At 68.6% G+C, this 17,689-nt stretch carries 14 protein-coding genes; 12 read left to right on the top strand and 2 right to left on the bottom strand.

The window, feature by feature from the left end; translation table 11 throughout:
- Window positions 1-112: 112 nt before the first annotated feature.
- From AB0K60_RS13710 to AB0K60_RS13680, 7 genes are all read left to right on the top strand, one after another.
- Window positions 113-1,426: a CoA transferase gene (locus tag AB0K60_RS13710; RefSeq protein ID WP_364052992.1), complete on the top strand. Its 1,314-nt coding sequence runs from the start codon at window positions 113-115 to the stop codon at window positions 1,424-1,426.
- Complete coding sequence (locus AB0K60_RS13705; protein WP_364052989.1) at window positions 1,426-2,631, top strand: CoA transferase; 1,206 nt, start codon at window positions 1,426-1,428, stop codon at window positions 2,629-2,631. Before AB0K60_RS13710 ends, AB0K60_RS13705 begins: the two co-directional genes overlap by 1 nt.
- Window positions 2,632-2,643: 12 nt before the next feature.
- Window positions 2,644-4,017, top strand: a complete 1,374-nt coding sequence (locus tag AB0K60_RS13700) for an MFS transporter (protein WP_364052986.1) — start codon at window positions 2,644-2,646, stop codon at window positions 4,015-4,017.
- 5 nt (window positions 4,018-4,022) lie between these two features.
- Window positions 4,023-5,891, top strand: a complete 1,869-nt coding sequence (locus tag AB0K60_RS13695; protein ID WP_364052983.1) for a GAF domain-containing protein — start codon at window positions 4,023-4,025, stop codon at window positions 5,889-5,891.
- A 70-nt stretch (window positions 5,892-5,961) separates the two neighbouring features.
- Window positions 5,962-6,351, top strand: coding sequence for a hypothetical protein (locus tag AB0K60_RS13690; protein ID WP_364052980.1), 390 nt, complete (start codon window positions 5,962-5,964; stop codon window positions 6,349-6,351).
- Window positions 6,352-6,491: 140 nt separating this feature from the next.
- The gene (locus AB0K60_RS13685) at window positions 6,492-7,574 is read left to right on the top strand and encodes a site-specific integrase (RefSeq protein WP_364052977.1); all 1,083 of its coding nucleotides are present in this window, start codon (window positions 6,492-6,494) and stop codon (window positions 7,572-7,574) included.
- Window positions 7,571-9,892, top strand: a complete 2,322-nt coding sequence (locus AB0K60_RS13680; protein WP_364052974.1) for a tyrosine-type recombinase/integrase — start codon at window positions 7,571-7,573, stop codon at window positions 9,890-9,892. The genes AB0K60_RS13685 and AB0K60_RS13680 overlap by 4 nt, the downstream gene beginning before the upstream one ends.
- Here the strand turns inward: AB0K60_RS13680 and AB0K60_RS13675 are convergent.
- Together AB0K60_RS13675 and AB0K60_RS13670 are read right to left on the bottom strand one after the other, a co-directional pair.
- A complete protein-coding gene (locus AB0K60_RS13675; protein ID WP_364052971.1) occupies window positions 9,873-11,138 on the bottom strand; it encodes a hypothetical protein in 1,266 nt (421 codons plus the stop codon). The genes AB0K60_RS13680 and AB0K60_RS13675 overlap by 20 nt on opposite strands.
- Window positions 11,139-11,628: 490 nt before the next feature.
- Complete coding sequence (locus tag AB0K60_RS13670) at window positions 11,629-12,807, bottom strand: DUF6183 family protein (protein ID WP_364052968.1); 1,179 nt, start codon at window positions 12,805-12,807, stop codon at window positions 11,629-11,631.
- A 1,053-nt stretch (window positions 12,808-13,860) separates the two neighbouring features.
- Between AB0K60_RS13670 and AB0K60_RS13665 the strand changes: the two genes are divergently transcribed.
- The 5 genes from AB0K60_RS13665 (at window position 13,861) to AB0K60_RS13645 (ending at window position 17,668) form a co-directional block, all read left to right on the top strand.
- A complete protein-coding gene (locus AB0K60_RS13665; protein ID WP_364052965.1) occupies window positions 13,861-14,613 on the top strand; it encodes an alpha/beta fold hydrolase in 753 nt (250 codons plus the stop codon).
- 246 nt (window positions 14,614-14,859) lie between these two features.
- A complete protein-coding gene (locus tag AB0K60_RS13660; RefSeq protein WP_364052962.1) occupies window positions 14,860-15,024 on the top strand; it encodes a hypothetical protein in 165 nt (54 codons plus the stop codon).
- Window positions 15,025-15,264: 240 nt separating this feature from the next.
- The gene (locus tag AB0K60_RS13655) at window positions 15,265-16,101 is read left to right on the top strand and encodes an IclR family transcriptional regulator (RefSeq protein ID WP_364052959.1); all 837 of its coding nucleotides are present in this window, start codon (window positions 15,265-15,267) and stop codon (window positions 16,099-16,101) included.
- Entirely contained in the window at window positions 16,098-16,529 is a 432-nt protein-coding gene (locus AB0K60_RS13650) for a MaoC/PaaZ C-terminal domain-containing protein (protein WP_364052956.1), read from the top strand. The genes AB0K60_RS13655 and AB0K60_RS13650 overlap by 4 nt, the downstream gene beginning before the upstream one ends.
- Entirely contained in the window at window positions 16,526-17,668 is a 1,143-nt protein-coding gene (locus AB0K60_RS13645; protein WP_364052954.1) for a substrate-binding domain-containing protein, read from the top strand. Before AB0K60_RS13650 ends, AB0K60_RS13645 begins: the two co-directional genes overlap by 4 nt.
- Window positions 17,669-17,689: the final 21 nt, after the last annotated feature.

Below are 17,689 nucleotides of genomic sequence, written 5' to 3'. Positions count from 1 at the left end.
CGGGCGGGTGGGACCAGAGTGAAACCATCCACCACTTGCCGCGTTCCCGCCCCACGGGTCGGGCGCGTGTTCCCCCACCCCGACCGCTGCTCCCCGGCAGGAGGACCTCGCCATGCCATTCGCCCCGTTGGACGGCGTACGAGTCGTCGACTTCTCCTGGAACGTCGCCGGCCCGACGTCCACCAAGGTGCTCGCCGCCCTGGGCGCCGAGGTGTTCAAAATCGAGTGGCCGACCCGCCCGGATCCGGGTCGCATGTTCTCCTTCTCGCCCACTACCGAGGGAATCTACGACAGCGGCGGATTCTTCGCCGACCTCAACATCGGCAAACGCAGCTTCACCGTCGACGCTCGCTCTCCCGAAGGGCTCGCCCTGCTGGAGCGGCTCATCACCGCCAGCGACATGGTCGTGGAGTCGTACTCGCCCCGCGTGATGGCCGGATGGGGGCTCACCTACGAGCGCATGCGCGAACTGAACCCCGGCATCATCTATCTGAGCGTGTCCGGCTTCGGCCACAGCGGCCCGCATGGCTCCTATGTCAGCTACGGACCGACCGCGCAGGCGGCGTCCGGCGTCACCTACGCTTCGGGCGAGCCGGGCAGGGAACCCGCCGGATGGGGCTACTCCTTCCTCGACGTCATGACCGGCTACCAGGCCGCGTACGCCGCGGTGGCCGCGCTGCGGGGCAGGACGACCAGCGGCCAGGGCACCCGCATCGACCTCTCCCAGGTCGAAACGGGCGCGGCCATGCTCGGCCCGATCCTGCTCGACTGCGCAGCACGCGGCGCGGGAACGGACGAGACGGCCTTCCCGCCCGGCAACCGGGCCCGCTGGCGGGCGGGCGGCGGCGACGGGTACCGCTACGAACACGGCGCGCCGTACAACGTCTACCCGACCGCTGACGGCGACCACGACGCGTTCTGCGCGATCGGCGTGCTGGAGGAGGACGAGTGGAAGAACCTGCGCGCCTGCATGGGCGATCCTGAGTGGGCCAGGGACGAGCGGTTCGCCGACCTGGAATCCCGCCTGGCCAACCAGGACGACCTCGACGCCCGGCTCGCCGAGTGGACCGCCGGGTTCGGCAAGTACGAGCTCATGGACCGGCTCCAGCACGCCGGGGTGCGCTGCGCCGCGGTGCAGAGTGGACGGGACCGGCTGGAGTCGGACCCCTCACTCGCCGCCCGCGACGTCTTCCAGCGGCTGCGCCACCCGGTCGTGGGCGAACACCGCTTTGAGGCGCTGCCCCTGCACATCAACGGGGAGAGTCTGCCGCTGCGCGAGCACTGGCCCCTGCTCGGCCACGACACCGACGACATCCTGCGCACCGTCCTGCGACTCGACGAAGCCGAGATCGACCGGCTGCGCGAGGCCGGCGTGACCTGGCCGGCCGGACTTCCCTTCACCCGCCTGACCCCGGAGACCCACTGATGACCGAGCAGACCCTTCCCCTCGATGGCGTGACCGTGCTCGAACTCGACCTCGGCCTGGCCCAGTACGCCGGCAAGCTGATGGCCGACCTCGGCGCCCGCGTCATCAAGGTGGAGCCGCCCGAGGGCGCGCCCACGCGGCAGGCGCCCCCGCACCTGGAAAGCGGCGAGAGCGTTCCCTTCGCCCACTACAACACCTGCAAGCGCTCGGTCGTCCTCGACCCGGCGGCCCCGGAGGGACGCGAGCGCTTGCACGGCCTCATCCGCCGTGCGGACGTGCTGCTCGACGGGCTCGGGCCTGACGGAGCCGAACGGCTCGGCCTGACCGAGGACGTCCTCGGCGTCCTGCGGCCGGGCCTCGTCCACGTCGCGATCACCCCCTTCGGGCTCACCGGGCCCTGGCGGGATCTCGCGGCCTGCGACCTGGTCTCGATGGCGCTCGGCGGTGTAACCGCGCAGACCGGCTACGACTCCGTGGACGGCGCCCCGGCCCGGCCGATCACTCCTGCCGGAGGGCAGGCCGCGCACTTCGCCGGCGTGCTGGCCGCCACGTACGCGGTCGCCGCGCTGAACGCACCCCGCCCGGACAAGGTCACCATCCTGGACGTCGCCGTACACGACGCGATCGCCGTCTCGACCGAGATCGCGGTGTCGATGTGGGAGTTCGGCGGCCAAACCATCTACCGGCACACGGGGCGGCACGCTGCGGCGCCCTTCACCACCCCGCGATGGCAGTTCCGCTGCGCCGACGGGCGATACCTGTGCGCGCTCACCCTGTATCTCAACGATCGGCGCTTCGCGACCATCTGCGACTGGTTCGACGCAAAGGGCTTCGAGCATGACCTGCGCGATGATCGCTTCCGCACGGAGCGTCAGCGTGATGTGCGCATGCAGGAAATCGTGGACACCATCGCGCGATTCTGCGCCGCGTTCCCCAGCGATGACCTCTTCGCCGAGGCCCAGGAGCGCGCCATCCCGTGGGCGAAGGTGCTCACCCCGGCCGAGATCGCGGCCGACGAGCACCTGCACGCCCGCGGCTTCTACACCGACGTCGAGCACGAAGACGGCCGGCGCTTGCCGTACCCGGGCATGCCCTGGACCGGGATGCCGACCGCCTTCACATCGGCGACTCCGGGACGACGCCGACGCGCACCCCGGGTCGGCGAGGACAACGACCTGATCCTCTCCACACCCCCCACCCTCTGAATGGAGGCAGCCATGCCGATGGCCGTATCGCCGGGAGCGGAACGGGCACGCGCAGCCGCGATCAACGCCCGCCTGGACGGGCTACCGGGCTTCGGGCTCAACATGATGGGCCGGATCGCCCTGATGCTGACCTTCCTGTTCGCCAACTACGACATCAGCGTCCTGACGATCACGCTGCCGGCGCTGAGCACAGACCTCGGTCTTTCCGGCCTCGATTTGAGCTGGCCCGTGGCGGCGAACCTCGTCGCCTACGGCGTGGGCGCCTACATCTGCGGCCACATCGCCGACCGCCGGGGGCGCCGCCTCGGGCTCGGGCTGACCATCCTCATCCTCGGCATCGGCGGCGTGCTGTCGGCCTTCTCCTGGGACCTCGTCAGCTTCACTGTGTTCCGCTTCATCACCGGTTGCGGGATGGGAGCGGTCCTCGCGCTCGCCACGGTCTACCTCGGAGAGTTCGCGCCCAAGGGCCGCCGGGGGCGCATCATCAGCCAAATCTACCTCGTTCAGGCGATCCTACTGATCGTCATCGGCTTCGTCTCGTTGCCGGTGCTCGACCTGGACGGCGGCTGGCGGATCCTGCTCGGCGCGGGTGGTCTGGTCCTGCTGGTGCTGCCGCTGCTCAACGACCGCGCTCTGATGGAGTCGCCGCGCTGGCTCGCCGAACACGCCCGGCTCGACCGCGCCGAGAAACTGACCCGCGCCATCGAGACCCGCATGGGGGTCACGCCGTCCGCCGCCGAGCAGGCCCCACCCCCCGAGGAGGTCGGGGAAGAGGCCACGAAGGTGCCGCTGTCGGCCCTGCTGCGCAAGCCGTATGCCGGACGTCTGGCCGTCTCGGTGATCTTCTGGTTCGCCTACTACGTCGCCTTCTACGGTCTTAACAGCTATATGGCGATCATCCTCGAAGATCTCGGGGTGGCCCTGAGCGACGCGATCCTCATCACCGTCATTACGCGTCTCACCGGCCCGATCGCCTGCATCCTGCTCATCACCGTGATCGAGCGGGTCGAGCGCCGGACCATCATCATCCTCGGCTGCCTGGCCCAGGGGATAGGTCTGGCCTTCCTGATCACCGATCTCGGCATGGGTGTCTTCACCGCCGCCATGCTCCTGTACACCTTCGCGGTCGGCATCGTCACGCCTCCCGCCTTCACCTACACGGCGGAGATGTTCCCCACCCGCGCCCGGGGCACTGCGGCCGCGATCGGCGACGGTGTCGGCCACTTCGGCGGCGCCATCGCTCCTTTCTTGATCCTGCCCATTCTGCAGAGTTTCGGCGGCACCTGGACGGTCATCGCCGTCATCGCCTGCATCTGCGTCGCGGCGGCGGCCATCAGCGCCGGCGTACGCACCAGGAACCGGGCGCTGACCGAGATCGCGGCCTGACGACGATGCACCACCCCCCTCTCGTGACCGACGCGCTGGAATACCCTGCGATGAACGACGACGGGAGGGGAGGCGGTGTGGACTCCCGGCTCGATCTGCTGGAGTGGCTGGGGGCCCTGGGCAGGCTGAACGACGAGCTCAACCACTTCGAGGACATCGCCACCTTCCTCGATCGGATCGCCGAGACCGCCGCGCTGATGTTCGGCTGCGACTTCGCCCTGCTGCTCGTCGCCGACGCGGACGGCACCTTGCGTAAGGCGGGGGCGCACGGGCTCGACCCCGACTACCTCAGCTCGTTCAGACCTTTCCGGCCCGATGAGCGCAATGACATGTGGACGCCCATCCTGGAGGCGATCGACAGCGGGCAGCCCGTTCAGGTCCCCGACATCGACGCCGAGCCCCGGCTGCGCTACTGGCAGCCGATGGGACACCGCCAAGGCTTTCGCAGTTTCACCAGTGTTCCGCTCATCTCCAGGGCGGGGTGCCGCGGCGTGCTGAACGTGTACAACCGCATGACGCGGACCTTCGACGCCCTTGAGTTGGCGCTGCTGCGTTCGATCGCCGGATACGCCGCCGCGGCCGTCGAGACCGCCACCCTGCACCAGGAACGCGCCCAGCGTCTCAGCCAGCTCACCGAACTGCTGCGCCAGCGCGAACTGGCCGACGACGTCCACACCCTGCTCACCAGGACCGTGCTGGATCGGCAAGGCGTGATCGGCATCGCCCGCGCACTGGGGCAGGTGCTCACCGCCGCGGTGGTGATCGAGGACTTTGGCCAGCGAATCCTGGCCGCGGTGAGCCAGGACGAGGGACGCGCCGACGTGCGCGCCCTGATCAGGACCGCCCGGGCCGTGAAGCCGCCGTCGATCGGCGATGTGGACTCACGCCGCCCCTCCACCCTGGTCAACGGGGAACGTGAGGACGGGCGGGTCCTCTACGCCGCTCCCGTCGTGCTCGACCAGCGGATCGTCGGGACGCTGTGGGCGCTCGTGCCGGCGGAACTGGACGGCTCGCTCGTCCGTCGTGCCATCGAGCACGGCACCATGGCCGTCGCGCTGGACATGCTCGGCCACAAGGTGCAAGAGCAGTCCCGCGCGCAGACGGACGCGCAACTGCTGTCCGATCTCCTCGGCGCGGCCGGGCGTTCCTCGGCCGAACTGGTGATGGAGACCGCCGACCGTCTGGGCTACGACCTGCGCTCACCTCAGCTCGCGCTCCTGGCAGGCGACCCGGACGGCGTCGCCGATGGTGAAACTCTCCAGTCGGCGATCGAGGCCGTCAGATCGGGCCTCGGCGACCGCGCCTGCCAGCCGTTTACCGCCCGCCACGGCAACGTCGTCGCCGTGCTGCTTCCGGCAGGGGAAAACTTCGTCTTGTCGCCCGACCAGGCAGCCGCCGCGATGCGCAAGGCCCTTGACCCGCATCCCCGCACGGCCGCCTGGCCCGTGGTCATGGCGGGCATGTGCCAAGACCTCGCCGCCATCCGCGACAACCTCGCCCTCGGCGAGAACCTGCTGCGCCTGGCGCGCCGATCCCGGCGGCCCGGCACGATCCTCGACGCTCGCCGCCTCGGCGTCTACCGACTGCTGGTTGAGACCTCGGATGTCGAACGCCTTAGGGCACTGCGCGAGGAAGTACTGGGCTCCCTGCTCGCCTACGACGAGCGGCATGGCAGCTCCCTGGTGGACACGCTGGAGTGCTATCTGGCCAACGACCTGCGTGCCAAGGTCACGGCCAAGGAGCTGATGATCCACATCAACACGCTGACCTACCGACTCGGCCGCATACAGGAGATCCTCGGCGTCGAGATCAAATCCCCTTCCAACCTCGTCACTCTCCAACTCGGTTTGACGATTCACCGCGTCCTGGGCTGATCCGACATCGCGGAAGCGGGCGACGGAGACACGATGTCGAGGCAGCGCCGAGGTCCGACGAAGGTCAGGAATGTCAACGACCAAGAGCGTGTCGCCGCTGGTGGCCGAGCCACTTTCGGTCGGCGGCAGCGGCGCGGGCGCGCGACGCGCGGATGCGCTCGGGGCCATGCCGGGCGACGAATTCCCGGAAGAGGCTCCACACCGCGGCGAGCCCGATCACCGCCTCCGGCGGCGCGTCCTTCCACGCCGGGATCCGCTCGGCGCCTTCGCCGAGATGATGATGCACCGGCGAGGCCACCATCTGGATGCCTGGATGGCCGCCGTCGACGCCGACGATTTGCCTGAGCTGCACTCCTTCGTCGCCGGACTACGCAGCGACCACGACGCCGCCCGAGCGGGCCTGAACTTGCGCCATAGCTCCGGACCGGTCGAAGGGCACAGCAGCCGCATCAATGATTAAACGACAGATGTACGTCGGGGTTGGCCCGGCCGTACATCTGCCGTTTGAGCATCTTAGAAGTTACGTGGAATCTGGCCGTGGAGGTGATCATGTCTCCTCGGTCCTGACCACGGAACTGGGGAGATGGCTTGAGCGGCACGGTGGTGCTGGAGGAGAAGTGGCCGGTGCTGGGCCGGCATGCGCGGGCGGCCGAGTGGCTGCGGATCTGGGTGGACCTGGGAAGGGCGCCGCGGACGATCGATGCCTACGCGCGCGGGTTGGCCGAGTACCTGGAGGTGTGCGAGCGCGAGGGCGTCGACCCGGTAACGGCCAGCCGGGCGCACATCGGCGTATTCGTGCGGGCGTTGACCGAGCGTCGCAGCCGTCGGGGCGCGAACGTCGTCGCGCTCGATTCGGGCTCCGGCTTGTCGAACGCGACCATTCAGCAGCGGATCGTGCCGGTCAGGCTGTTCTACGACCACCTCATGGAGGAGGGCCTGCGGGATTCCAACCCGGTCGGCCGGGGACGGTACACGCCGGGCCGGCGCTGGGGCGGGTCTCGGGGCAGGCATCAGCGTGGTCTGGTGCCCCGGTTGACGAAGCTGCCGTGGATCCCCACCGAGCAACAGTGGAGGAACGTCCTGGCGGTCGCGGCCGAGGAACCCATCCGCAACCGCGTCATGCTCGCCCTGGCCTACGACGCCGCGTTGCGGCGCGAAGAGCTGTGCTTGCTGCGCACCGATGACCTCGACCCGGCGCACCGCACCCTGCGGATCAGGGCGGAGACCACGAAGAACCGGCTGGAACGTGTGGTGCCGTACTCGGCGGCGACCGGTGTGCTGTTGTCGAGGTATCTGGCGCACCGGATGAGGATCAGCAGGGCGCGCGGGCTGTTGTTCCTGTCGGAATCGCGGCGCAATCACGCCCAGCCGTTGAGTTTGTGGACCTGGTCGAAGGTCGTACGCCGGATCGCGCTGGCCGCCGAGGTCCCGCAGTTCTCCACTCACACGACTCGGCATCTGTGCCTGACGGATCTGGCCCGGATGGGCTGGGAACTGCACGCGATCGCGACGTTTGCCGGGCATCGTCATACCGACTCCACCCTGCAGTACATCCACTTGTCCGGCCGGGACCTGGCCGACAAGCTCAGCCGCGGCATGGAGCACATCCATGCGTGGCGCATCGCGATGCTCACCGGCATCGACACCTCTGCGGCGATCGCAACAACGGGAACGTCGCGATGATCGCCGTATTCCCCAGGGCCGCCGAGGCTCCCACGCCCCGCTGGCGCTCACCCCTTGCTGGTCACCGCTTCGATACGACGGTTGAGGTTCGCGCCGACGAGATGCGGGGCATCGCCGAGCTCGGCGTCCGTAACCTGCGGCGGCTGCAATATCATGACCGGTCCGCCCCCGGCTGGACGACGGTCGGACGGCTGGTGCGTCCGCTCGAAGTCCTCAACGCCGGCCTGGACGGCCCGGTCACGCCGCATCGGCAACGCGCCATGCTGGATGTCGTCGCGCTCTTGCTGTTGCGCTGTGCCGAGGAGGGCCGGACCTTCTGGGGCTGGACCGAGGACGAATGGGTCCACGTGCTGGGCCGTGACCAGGCGAGGTTTCGCCGCAACGCGCCCGCTTGGGCCGGTGATGAGGTCCGCCCCTATCTGGCGGCGCACGCCTACCTGCTGGGCTCGTTCACCGGCTTCGATCGCCTCGGCAGCTTCCAACGCCTCACCCTGGCCCGGCAGATCTTCGGGCGTGACCGGTTGAGTGAGGAGCTTGCTCAGGTTCGAGCCGTCCTGGACGAGTGGGGTTACCGGCTCGGTCGCGACGACGACACGCTGTTGCCGATGGTGGCCTGCCGGCTGTTCCTGCTCAACCGCAGCCCTCACATCGACGAGTTGACCACCGAGCTGTTCGATCGCGTCCGGCGGGAGCGTCTGCTGCCGGGCGCGCAAATGAACACCTTGCACGCCCTGCAACGGGCGGTGAGCGCGCTGGGGTTCTGCGATCCGCCCCGGCAGGGCACCGGCCGTCACTCGGCCCGCGCCACCGGCGGCGCACCAGAGTGGGAGCAGTGGGTCGACCGCTGGCATGCCACCTCGACGTTGACGCCCCGAACTCGCAGCGGCGTTCGCTCCAACCTGCTCAAAGTCGGCCGCTGGCTCCAGGCCGAACACCCCGACGCCGCCGACCCGGCCGACTGGACCCGGCAGACCTGCGCGGCCTGGGTCGCCGCGCTCGACCGGATGAACGTCGGCGACTACGTCCAGCGCACCGTCGGCCTCAAGGACCGCATCGGCAAGCCGCTGGAAGCCGGCAGCAAGGAGGGGCAACTCGCCGCACTGCGCAGGTTCTTCACCGACTGCCAGGAATGGGAGTGGCTGCCCCGCCGTTTCGACCCACAACGCGCGCTGGCGACCCCGCGCAGCATCGCCGCGCTCCTCGGCCCGAACCCCCGCGTGATCGCTGACGAGATCTGGGCCAAGCTGTTATGGGCCGGCTTGAACCTCGACCAGGCAGACCTGCCGCAGACCAGATCGGGGCACTTCTATCCGATCGAACTCGTCCGCGCGATCACCGTGACCTGGCTGTTCAGCGGGCTGCGCAGCGACGAGATCGCCCGGCTGCGCCTCGGATGCATCCGCTGGCAGCACCAGGACGCCCCGATCTCCGGCGACTCCGACCAGGTCCTGGCCCGCGACGCGGTCTGCCTCCTGGACGTTCCCACCCACAAGACCGGAACCGCCTTCACCAAGCCCGTCGACCCGATCCTGGGCCAGGCCATCGACGCCTGGCAGGCCGTCCGCCCCGACCAGCCGGTCTTCGTCGACCGCCGCACCGGCGAGCAGGTGCACCTGCTGTTCGCCTTCAGGGCCCGCCGGATCTCCTCCTCCTACATTAACAACACCGTCATCCCTATGCTCTGCCGCAAGGCTGGCGTCCCGGCCACCGACGTCCGCGGGAACATCACCAGCCACCGGGCCCGCTCCACCATCGCCGGCCGGCTCTACAACGCCAAGGAGCCGATGACGCTGTTCGAGCTGCAGGCCTGGCTCGGCCACCGCTCCCCGCAGTCCACCCGGTACTATGCAAAGATCACCCCGGCGACGCTGACGCGGGCCTACACCGACGCCGGATACTTCGAACGCAACGTCCGCACCATCGAGGTGCTGGTCGACCGAGACGCCGTCGAGAACGGGGCCGCGGCCGCCGGAGAGCCATGGCAGTACTACGACCTGGGACACGGGTTTTGCAACTACACCTTCTTCGAGCAGTGCCCGCACCGGATGGCTTGCGCCAAGTGTGACTTCTACACGCCGAAGGACTCCTCCAAGGCTCTGTTGCTGGAGGCCAAGGACAACCTGCAGCGCATGCTCGCCGCCGTCCCGCTCACCGACGACGAGCGGGCCGCGGTCGATGACGGTCAGGCAGCCCTTGACCAGCTTCTGGAACGTCTTGCCGACGTCCCCACGCCGTCCGGTGCGCCCCCGCGGCAGATCGGTATTCCGGCTCAGGCGACGCTGCTTCCGGTCATCGCTGTCAACCAGAAGCCGACGTAATCGACCTGCGGCAGGCCCCGCGACCAGGCAGCATGACGGCATGACGGATCTCCGATGGGACGAGGTCAGGGAATTCTTCGATCCCGACTTGATGGGCGCACTGCCGGACCTCTTTGTCCCGGACGCCACCGTCGAGGACTGATAGACCTTCCTGGACTTGGTCAGAGCGCGTGGATGGCAGTGGCAGTACTCGCAAGGCGACACGGTGCTGCCGCTGCCCACCGCCGCCGAAGTGCTCGCGCGTCCACCCGAGGCTGAGACGGTGTCGCTGCGAGTCTGGCCTGCTCCGGCCGTGCTCGCGATCTTCAGGCTCATATCGGAGACCGAAATCGACTTCGACGTCGACCTTCGTGAACTGCAAGGTCAAGAGGGCGTCGACACCCTCTGCGACTTCCTTCGGGCCATCGGGAGTGAACTCGGCAAGCCGGTGCTGATGACCCCCGGAAGGCGGAAGCCAAGAACACCCGGTCCTCGGCTTCGATCCCGTTGTCAGCAAGGTCGTCCTACTCGGGGATTCGGCACCCAACTGACCGCGACCGATCGGCACGGCTTGACAAAACAAATTCCACATAATGATGCGGTTGACGTGGCCTTCCACCTTGCCTGAGCTATAGGGCAAGGTCAGGCCGGCTCTGGCGGCGTCGAAGTCGCGCCGCAACCCTGCCACGAAGGAATGGAGCTCTGGCAGGTCATCAGCCTGAACCCGCTTCATCCACTGCTCCAGGCCGTCACCACCGAGCCGCAGCATCATGTAGGCGAAGGCGCGGACGTGCTTGCGGAGCGCGGCAAGGGCCGGGCAGGCCGTGGTCAACATCTGCAGGTGCTGTTGTTCGCCGGCCTTGAGGGTGCCGGGGTGGCGGAGGAACCAGCCGGTGGCCTGGCGGACGGTGGGCGGCGATGGCGGCGGCGACGCGATGGTGGCCGGTGATCTCCAGGGCCGGACGTACTCGCGTACCGACTTGCCTGCCCCGCGGTAGCCCATGGCCCTGATCTCCTGGTAGAGCTGCTCGGCGTTGGTGCAGCCCTGATTCCAGCGCCTGCGCAGGTGGCCGGCGAACTCCTCGATCATCCTGGGGCGTTTGCCGGTGCCGTTGTGCACGAGCAACTCCTCCGGATCGTTCGCTCGGGCGAAGCGGCGCACGGTGTTGCGGGCGAGCTTGAGCTCGCGGGCGATCGCGCGCAGGTCGTGGCCTTGCGCGAGCAGCTGGTGGATGAGGGCGTGCCGGTGGCGGGTCCGCTCGGCCAAGCGGCCCGACCGCGGCTCGGAGCCGGCGGACTCACCGGGTTCGCTGAGCCCGGACGCCGAGCAGTGGACCAACGTGCTGCGGGAGGAACGGCGGATCACCGAGGCCGACCAGGTGATCGACCTGACTCCGTACCTCGGCCCGGATAAGGCGGCGTACATGCGGGTGTCGGACTCCTTCCCGGACGACGACTGGGGCGGCCGCGTCTACCACGTCACCGCCACTGCCTCTGCGGGGTGGAGTTGTCCGCCAGGCTCATTCCGATGGCAGCCGAGTAGGTCGCCGAACCTACCGCCGACCGGCGTCGGCTTCGCCCGGGCCTTGGCGGTGGCATGCCGGGGTCGGGATCCGATTGTCCGCGCCGAGCCGTGCCAAACCGCGCATCGGAAACCGACTCCCGCCGAGCACGCGCGGCCTCATCGGGGCACGCCCTTCAAAAAAGTCGTCGGTCGAGCTGAGCGAGCATGCTACAACCGGGCCTGGGCGCCCAGATCAGTCCGTGTCGGTCGCCGCCAGCACCGCGACCGTCCGGCCTCCTGGGCGCAGCGTCGCGACGCCCACGTCCCAGGCGACCTCGTCGAACCACTGGGTGCCCGCGTCGAAGAGCAGCCAGGAGCACTCGTCGGCCAGGGCCGCCACCCCGTCCACTCCGTCCACCCCGTCCGTCGCGGACGCGCCGGTGAGCCCGGTTATGGAGCGCCAGGCGAGCAGCCGTCCGTAGGCCCCGCCGCGGGCGCTGCTGTAGGCCCCGCCGGTGGAGGCCGCGGCGAACAGTATCCGCATCACCTCGGCCGGTGTGGCCTGCCGTGCCGAGATCTCGCCGTCCCCCGCCAAGGCGTGCAGGCCGAGGGAGTCCAGCAGTTCAACGTTCAGAGGGGCCGGCTCGGGGAGGTGGAACAGCCGGGCCTCGGCCCGGCCGTTGGATTCCCTCGTCCAGTTCAGCACCGCCGCGGTGATCAGTTCCACGTCAGCCGGGGTGGTCACCTCCTCGGCCTGCGAAGCTGCGGTACGGGGGCGTGGCCTCCTGCCGTCGGAAGGTCCGAAGGGCATGCTGTACGCGGTGCCGTGCAGCGAGTAGTTCGGGAGCAGCAGGTCCCGTTCGATCTCCAGCAGGTGCAGCGGCAGTGCGGCGAGCGGATGCCCGGCCGCCGTCATCCGCCGGGCGCGTTCCCGTGCCTCGTCGGTCTCGCCGATATGCGGATGCCGGAGCAGCAGCTCGTGCGTCAGGCAGGCCAGCAGCTCCTGCGCTCCCTCGTCCTCCCTCACCAGCAGCGGCAACACGACCTCGGGCGGCTGCCCCGCCGCCAGCCAGGCGGCCAACGATCGCGCGGTGGACGGGCTGGCGCCCGTCTCGTGCACCAGGCGTACGGCGGTGGCGGCGTTGTCGCCGGCCGGGGTCAGGGCGAGCGCCTCCTGTACGAAGCCGAGCAGGTTATCGAACTGCCAGGCCTCCCCAGAGTGGGCGGACAGCCGCAGGCCCAGCTCGTACAGCTCCGCGGAACGCCCCTCCGCCGCCGCTCGCTCCACCTTTTCGCAGTGGTCGTAAACGCTTTCCTCCTCTGCCAGCCCGCGCAGAATCTCCTCCACTACCGGCTCCTTCCCGTATCCGGTGAACCGGTGCGTGCGGATCGCCTGGTCGGCAGCACCGATCAGGCGATCACCGTAGACCATGGCAACACAGCGAATAAGCGAATTTTGCTGATACGGATCGGTTGATCGGTGCGACGTGGGCATCACGTCGGCCGCTGCGGAACCTATGGCGCATCAGGCCTGGCGAGGGGCATGGTGGTCTCGGTGTTCCCAGGCTCGCCCGGCTGACGCGGGCGGGACGGGCATTACAGCTCGGCCTGCGCCTGGCGGACGTGACGCAGTATGCCGTGGGCCGGTGCGTCAGCGGCGATCGAGTCGGCCTCGTCGAGCAGTTTCCGCGCCTCGTCCCGGCGTCCCTCCTCGGCGGTGATGTAGGCCGGCCCCCGCGAGCTGGACCTGTTTGAACACGCGGCCGAGCTCTATCGGCGGCTCGGAGACGTACGCGGCGAGGCGGAGGCGCTGTTCTGGATCGGGTGTTTCCTTCAGGTCGTACGGGATGATCACGCCACGGCGGTTCCCGTGCTCAAGGAGTCTCACCACAAGGCCGTACAGGCGGGCGACCTGCTGACCGCGTCCTATGCCCTCCGTCATCTGGGCATCGCGGACCACAAGGCGGGGCGCTTGGAATCGGCGCGCGAACGGATGGAGGAGTCAACCCGCCTTCGCCGTGAGGTCGGATTCCTGCCCGGCGTCGCCGCCAATCTGCTAAGACATGTCCTAATCTCACTCGTACGGCTTCGCCGCAGTGAACCCTTCAAGGTAAATTCGCTGTGACGAGGGGTAGCAGAGCGTCTTGGTGCAGGAACTTCTCAACGTGCGTCAGTTCAGCTGCCCGATGCCTGGGTGATCTCTTTATAGCTCTGTCCTGAATGATCTGACAATGTGCTTTTCTGGTGGTTCAAGATCCGGTAGCGTGCGCTCCATCCCCCGGTACCCTTGGTGGGAGCGTGCGATGAACAATCATGCCTGCTTCTTGCCCACATCGGACCCGATGTCCGTGTTCAACTGAGGAGCGTGCGCAGTTGAACACCCCCGGGCATGCCTTGTCGCCCTCTTCGCGGCCTTGTTACCGTCCGACGCCGGAACAACACTCCACGGCATTCGCAATGGAAGCGACGACGTTTTTGGAGCGCTATGTCCAAGCCCTTTCCCGGCCACGATCTCTGGTGCCGTCGCTACCGGCCCGCCGACACGGCGGCCGCACGGCTCGTGTGCCTGCCGCACGCGGGCGGACCGGCGTCCTTCTTCCTGCCGGTGGCCAGGGAACTCGCTCCCCTGGTCGACGTGGTGTCCATCCAGTACCCGGGCCGGCAGGACCGTCGCGCCGAGACGCCCCTCACCGACCTGCAGGCGCTCGCCGACCAGGTCTACGCCGTCCTGCGCCATCAGATGGACCTGCCGCTCACCTTGTTCGGCCACAGCATGGGCGCGTCACTGGCGTTCGAGGTGGCGCTCCGGATGGAGGCCGACGGCCACACCCCGGTGCGGCTGTTCGCGTCCGGACGGCGGGCGCCGTCGGTGTTCCGGGAGGAGACGGTTCATCGGATGGATGACGCCGGGCTCCTCGCCGAGATCCGCCGGCTGAACGGGACGTCCTCGCTCGTGCTCGACGACGCCGAGCTGATGCGCGCGGCGCTCCCCGCGCTGCGGGCCGACTACCAGGCGGCCGAGCTCTACCGCGCCCTGCCGGGGGCCACCGTTAACTGCCCGATCACGGTGCTGACCGGCGACCGGGACCCCAAGACCTCACTCGACGACGCCCACGCCTGGGCACGGCACACCACCTGCGACTCATTCGAGGTCGAGGTGTTCCCCGGCGGGCATTTCTTCCTCACCGAACAGGCGGACGACGTCATCAAGCTGCTGCGCCGGCACTTCCGGCGATGAGAACTCACCTTCGGTCCGGGGACCCCGGACCGGATGGTTTTCGGGTCGGCCACCCCTTTCAACTGCGGCTTTTCAGCAGTCGAACACCAGGATGCGGCACGTCGACGGAGGATTGCCGCCCACAGAACAGGCCGAGGTTGTAGTCGGCCAAGCCTTCTGGGTGCCTTTGCGATGGCCGGTGAACCAATTTTCCAGCCGTTACCTGCCGACTTTCACCGAGAACATTCGTTGAAGATCTAATCCGCCATGCCACGTCGGCGACGGCCTGGTGAATTTGATCGCGGTGGCGGCGATGGCGAGCTGCTCGTCTTCCCGCACAGCGGCGTCTTCTGGCCGCAGGATCCGGCGGCCACGTTCCTCTATCCGGTCGCGGTCGCCAAGGGCGTCAAGAGATTCGACGTCATCGGCTGACCGGAGCCGAGGATCCGGTACGGCGCAGCGGCGCCTCGCGAGGCGTCCATCCCGGCATCCCGGCCTCCCGGCGGCCGGGCGGAGAGGTCGATTCGCTCCTGGAGCCTCGGTGTGCTCGGCATGATCGCGTCTGGCCGGTGCGTCGGCGGCGGGTGTCGGTTCATCTCCGCGTAACCCGCCCTTGACTTCGCCGACGGCTGGGGTCGATCCTATCTACATCGTGGAAGGGGTATCCATAATATGGAAGTTCCTGGGGCTCAGTCGGCGTACCGGGTGCTCGACCTGCTCACTCAGGTCTCGCTTCACCCGGAGGGGGTCGGCGCGTCGGACGCGGCGGCCACCCTGGGGCTCACGCTCCCCACGGCGCACCGGCTGCTGCGCGTGCTGGTCGACCGCGGGTTCGCCGTACAGGACGCCCCTGGCGGGCGCTTCCGGCCGGGGCCGCAGATCCGGTTGCTGGCCGGGGACGGCATCGATCATCAGCTCCTCGCCGACGTCGCTCGCCCGGCCCTGGTCCGGCTGCGCGACGAGACCAACGAGACGGTCTTTCTGTCTGTTCGTGATGGTTTGCAACTTTCGTACCTAGATGTTCTAGTGTCAACGCACTCGGTGCAGATGTACGGATCGGTGGGGATGCGGGTGCCACTCCACGCCACCAGCCAGGGGAAGGTGATCCTCGCCTTTCTCCCCGAAGGGGTCACCCAGCGCCTCGTCGACCAGCTCGAGTACCGGCGTTACACCCCGAACACCATCACCGATCCGGCCGAGCTCATGACGGAGATCGACAAGGTACGGGAGGCCGGGTACGCCGTGAACCTCGAGGAGCGGGAGATCGGCGTGCGCTCGGTCGCCGCACCGGTGCTGGGCGGCGGCGAAGGCGTCGTGGCGGCCGTGTGCGTCGGCGGGCCCATCTACCGGGTGTCGGAGGAGGACCTGCACGAGCGGCTCGGGCCGCTCACCCGCTCCGTCTCCCAGGAGATCACCGACCGGCTGAGCGCCCGAGCCACGGCCCACGCAACCGCCCACGCAAAGGCCCGCGCAACGGCCGGCGACGACGCCGGGGAGGGCTCGCGATGACCCGTCGCAAGAGCATCGCCGACATGTCCATCGGCCTCACCGCCACCCACGAGGCCGTGGTCGACGCCGAGAGCGTCGCGTCGTACGCCCGGCTCTGCGGAGATTTCAACCCCGTCCACGTCGACGAGGCCTACGCGGCGACGACCCGGTTCGGCCGGCCGATCGCCCACGGGCTGCTCGTCGCCTCCTACCTGCAGACCGCACTCACCTCGCTGGTCGCCCCCGGGGGCGTCTCCGTGAACTACACCTTCACCCTGCGGGCCCCTGTCCCCGTGGGGTCGCGTGTCACGGCGCGGGCGACCTGCTCTCACGTGGATTCGGGCCGTCGCCGGGCCCGGTTCACTCTCGCCGTCGTGGTCGAGCCTGACACGACGGTCGCCCTTGCCGGGGAGGCGGAGATCGCCTTCCCAAGAGAGGAACACCCATGAAAAACCCCGCCACCACAACCGCCCTGCCCATCGCCGGTCTGTTGCTCGCCGCCCTCGTCGCGTCCTCGTGCAGCGCCGACGTGAATAACAACGCCCCCACCGGCACCACCTCGGCCGGTGCCTCCGCGGCGGCTGGTCAGAGCACGGTCGACGACGGTGGCTGCACCAAGAACAGCGCGCGGATCGCCGAGCTCCAGGCCGAGCTCGACAAGAACCTGTACGGCATAGCCGCCGCAGAGTCGGACAAGGCGACCAACACCAACCCCAGCCCGGTCGCCTCCGACAAGAAGATCAAGATCGCGTTCTCCATCGAGGGCCTGTCCCATCCGTTCCTCGTCAAGCAGAAGGAGCTCGCCGAGGCCGAGGCCGCCAAACTCGGCGTCGACATCCAGGTCATCAGCGCCAACGACGACGTCAACCAGCAGTTCAACGACCTGCAGAACGCCATCACCCAGGGCGTGGACGCGCTGATGATGATGCCCGCCAAGACCCAGGGGCTCGACGCGGTGCTCAGCCAGGCGAGCGCGCAGAACATCCCCTACTTCTTCACCCAGAAGGGCATGCTCGGCGTCCAGCCCGCGTCCCAGGTGCTCGCCCCGTACGCCAACGAGGGCAGGCAGCTCGGCAAGTGGATCGCGGACCACTACAAGGGCAAGGACAACGTCAACGTGCTGGTGATCTCCGGGATCACCGGCGACGCCTCCAGCGTGGCCCGGGTCAACGCCTTCGAGATCGAGCTGCTCAAGGCGTGCAACTTCACCATCCTCGCCGAGCAGCCCGGCCAGTACCGCCGCGAGGAGTCGAACAAGGCCGCCGAGAACATGCTCGCCGCCCACAAGGACGCCGACCTGCTCTTCGGCGCCAACGACGAGGCCGCCCTCGGCGGCATCGCCGCGATCGAGGCCGCCGGCCGTACCGGCATCGACGTGGTCGGCCTCGACGGCCAGAAGGAGATGTTCACCGCGATCGAGCAGGGCAAGGCGCTCGCCACGGTGATCCACAAGCCGACCGCCGGCATCCTCGTCGACGAGGTGGTCAAGTACCTGCGCGGCGAGCCGGTGCCGCAGTACAAGGTCCTCGATGAGGACCTGGTCACCAAGGAGAGCATCGAGTCCGGGTCCGTGCAGCCGGCCTTCTGAACCACTGGCAACCGCTTCGTC

The organism is Thermopolyspora sp. NPDC052614, from assembly GCF_040678635.1.
GTDB lineage: Bacteria > Actinomycetota > Actinomycetes > Streptosporangiales > Streptosporangiaceae > Thermopolyspora.
This window is presented reverse-complemented; position numbering and strand designations above follow the sequence as displayed.

Bases quoted from the DNA above. Each gene is read 5' to 3' on its own strand.
- AB0K60_RS13710 (WP_364052992.1), top strand. From the start codon at position 113: ATGCCATTCGCCCCGTTGGACGGCGTACGAGTCGTCGACTTCTCCTGG.
- AB0K60_RS13705 (WP_364052989.1), top strand. From the start codon at position 1,426: ATGACCGAGCAGACCCTTCCCCTCGATGGCGTGACCGTGCTCGAACTC.
- AB0K60_RS13700 (WP_364052986.1), top strand. From the start codon at position 2,644: ATGCCGATGGCCGTATCGCCGGGAGCGGAACGGGCACGCGCAGCCGCG.
- AB0K60_RS13695 (WP_364052983.1), top strand. From the start codon at position 4,023: ATGCACCACCCCCCTCTCGTGACCGACGCGCTGGAATACCCTGCGATG.
- AB0K60_RS13690 (WP_364052980.1), top strand. From the start codon at position 5,962: ATGTCAACGACCAAGAGCGTGTCGCCGCTGGTGGCCGAGCCACTTTCG.
- AB0K60_RS13680 (WP_364052974.1), top strand. From the start codon at position 7,571: ATGATCGCCGTATTCCCCAGGGCCGCCGAGGCTCCCACGCCCCGCTGG.
- AB0K60_RS13670 (WP_364052968.1), bottom strand. From the start codon at position 12,807: ATGGTCTACGGTGATCGCCTGATCGGTGCTGCCGACCAGGCGATCCGC.
- AB0K60_RS13665 (WP_364052965.1), top strand. From the start codon at position 13,861: ATGTCCAAGCCCTTTCCCGGCCACGATCTCTGGTGCCGTCGCTACCGG.
- AB0K60_RS13660 (WP_364052962.1), top strand. From the start codon at position 14,860: ATGCCACGTCGGCGACGGCCTGGTGAATTTGATCGCGGTGGCGGCGAT.
- AB0K60_RS13655 (WP_364052959.1), top strand. From the start codon at position 15,265: ATGGAAGTTCCTGGGGCTCAGTCGGCGTACCGGGTGCTCGACCTGCTC.
- AB0K60_RS13650 (WP_364052956.1), top strand. From the start codon at position 16,098: ATGACCCGTCGCAAGAGCATCGCCGACATGTCCATCGGCCTCACCGCC.
- AB0K60_RS13645 (WP_364052954.1), top strand. From the start codon at position 16,526: ATGAAAAACCCCGCCACCACAACCGCCCTGCCCATCGCCGGTCTGTTG.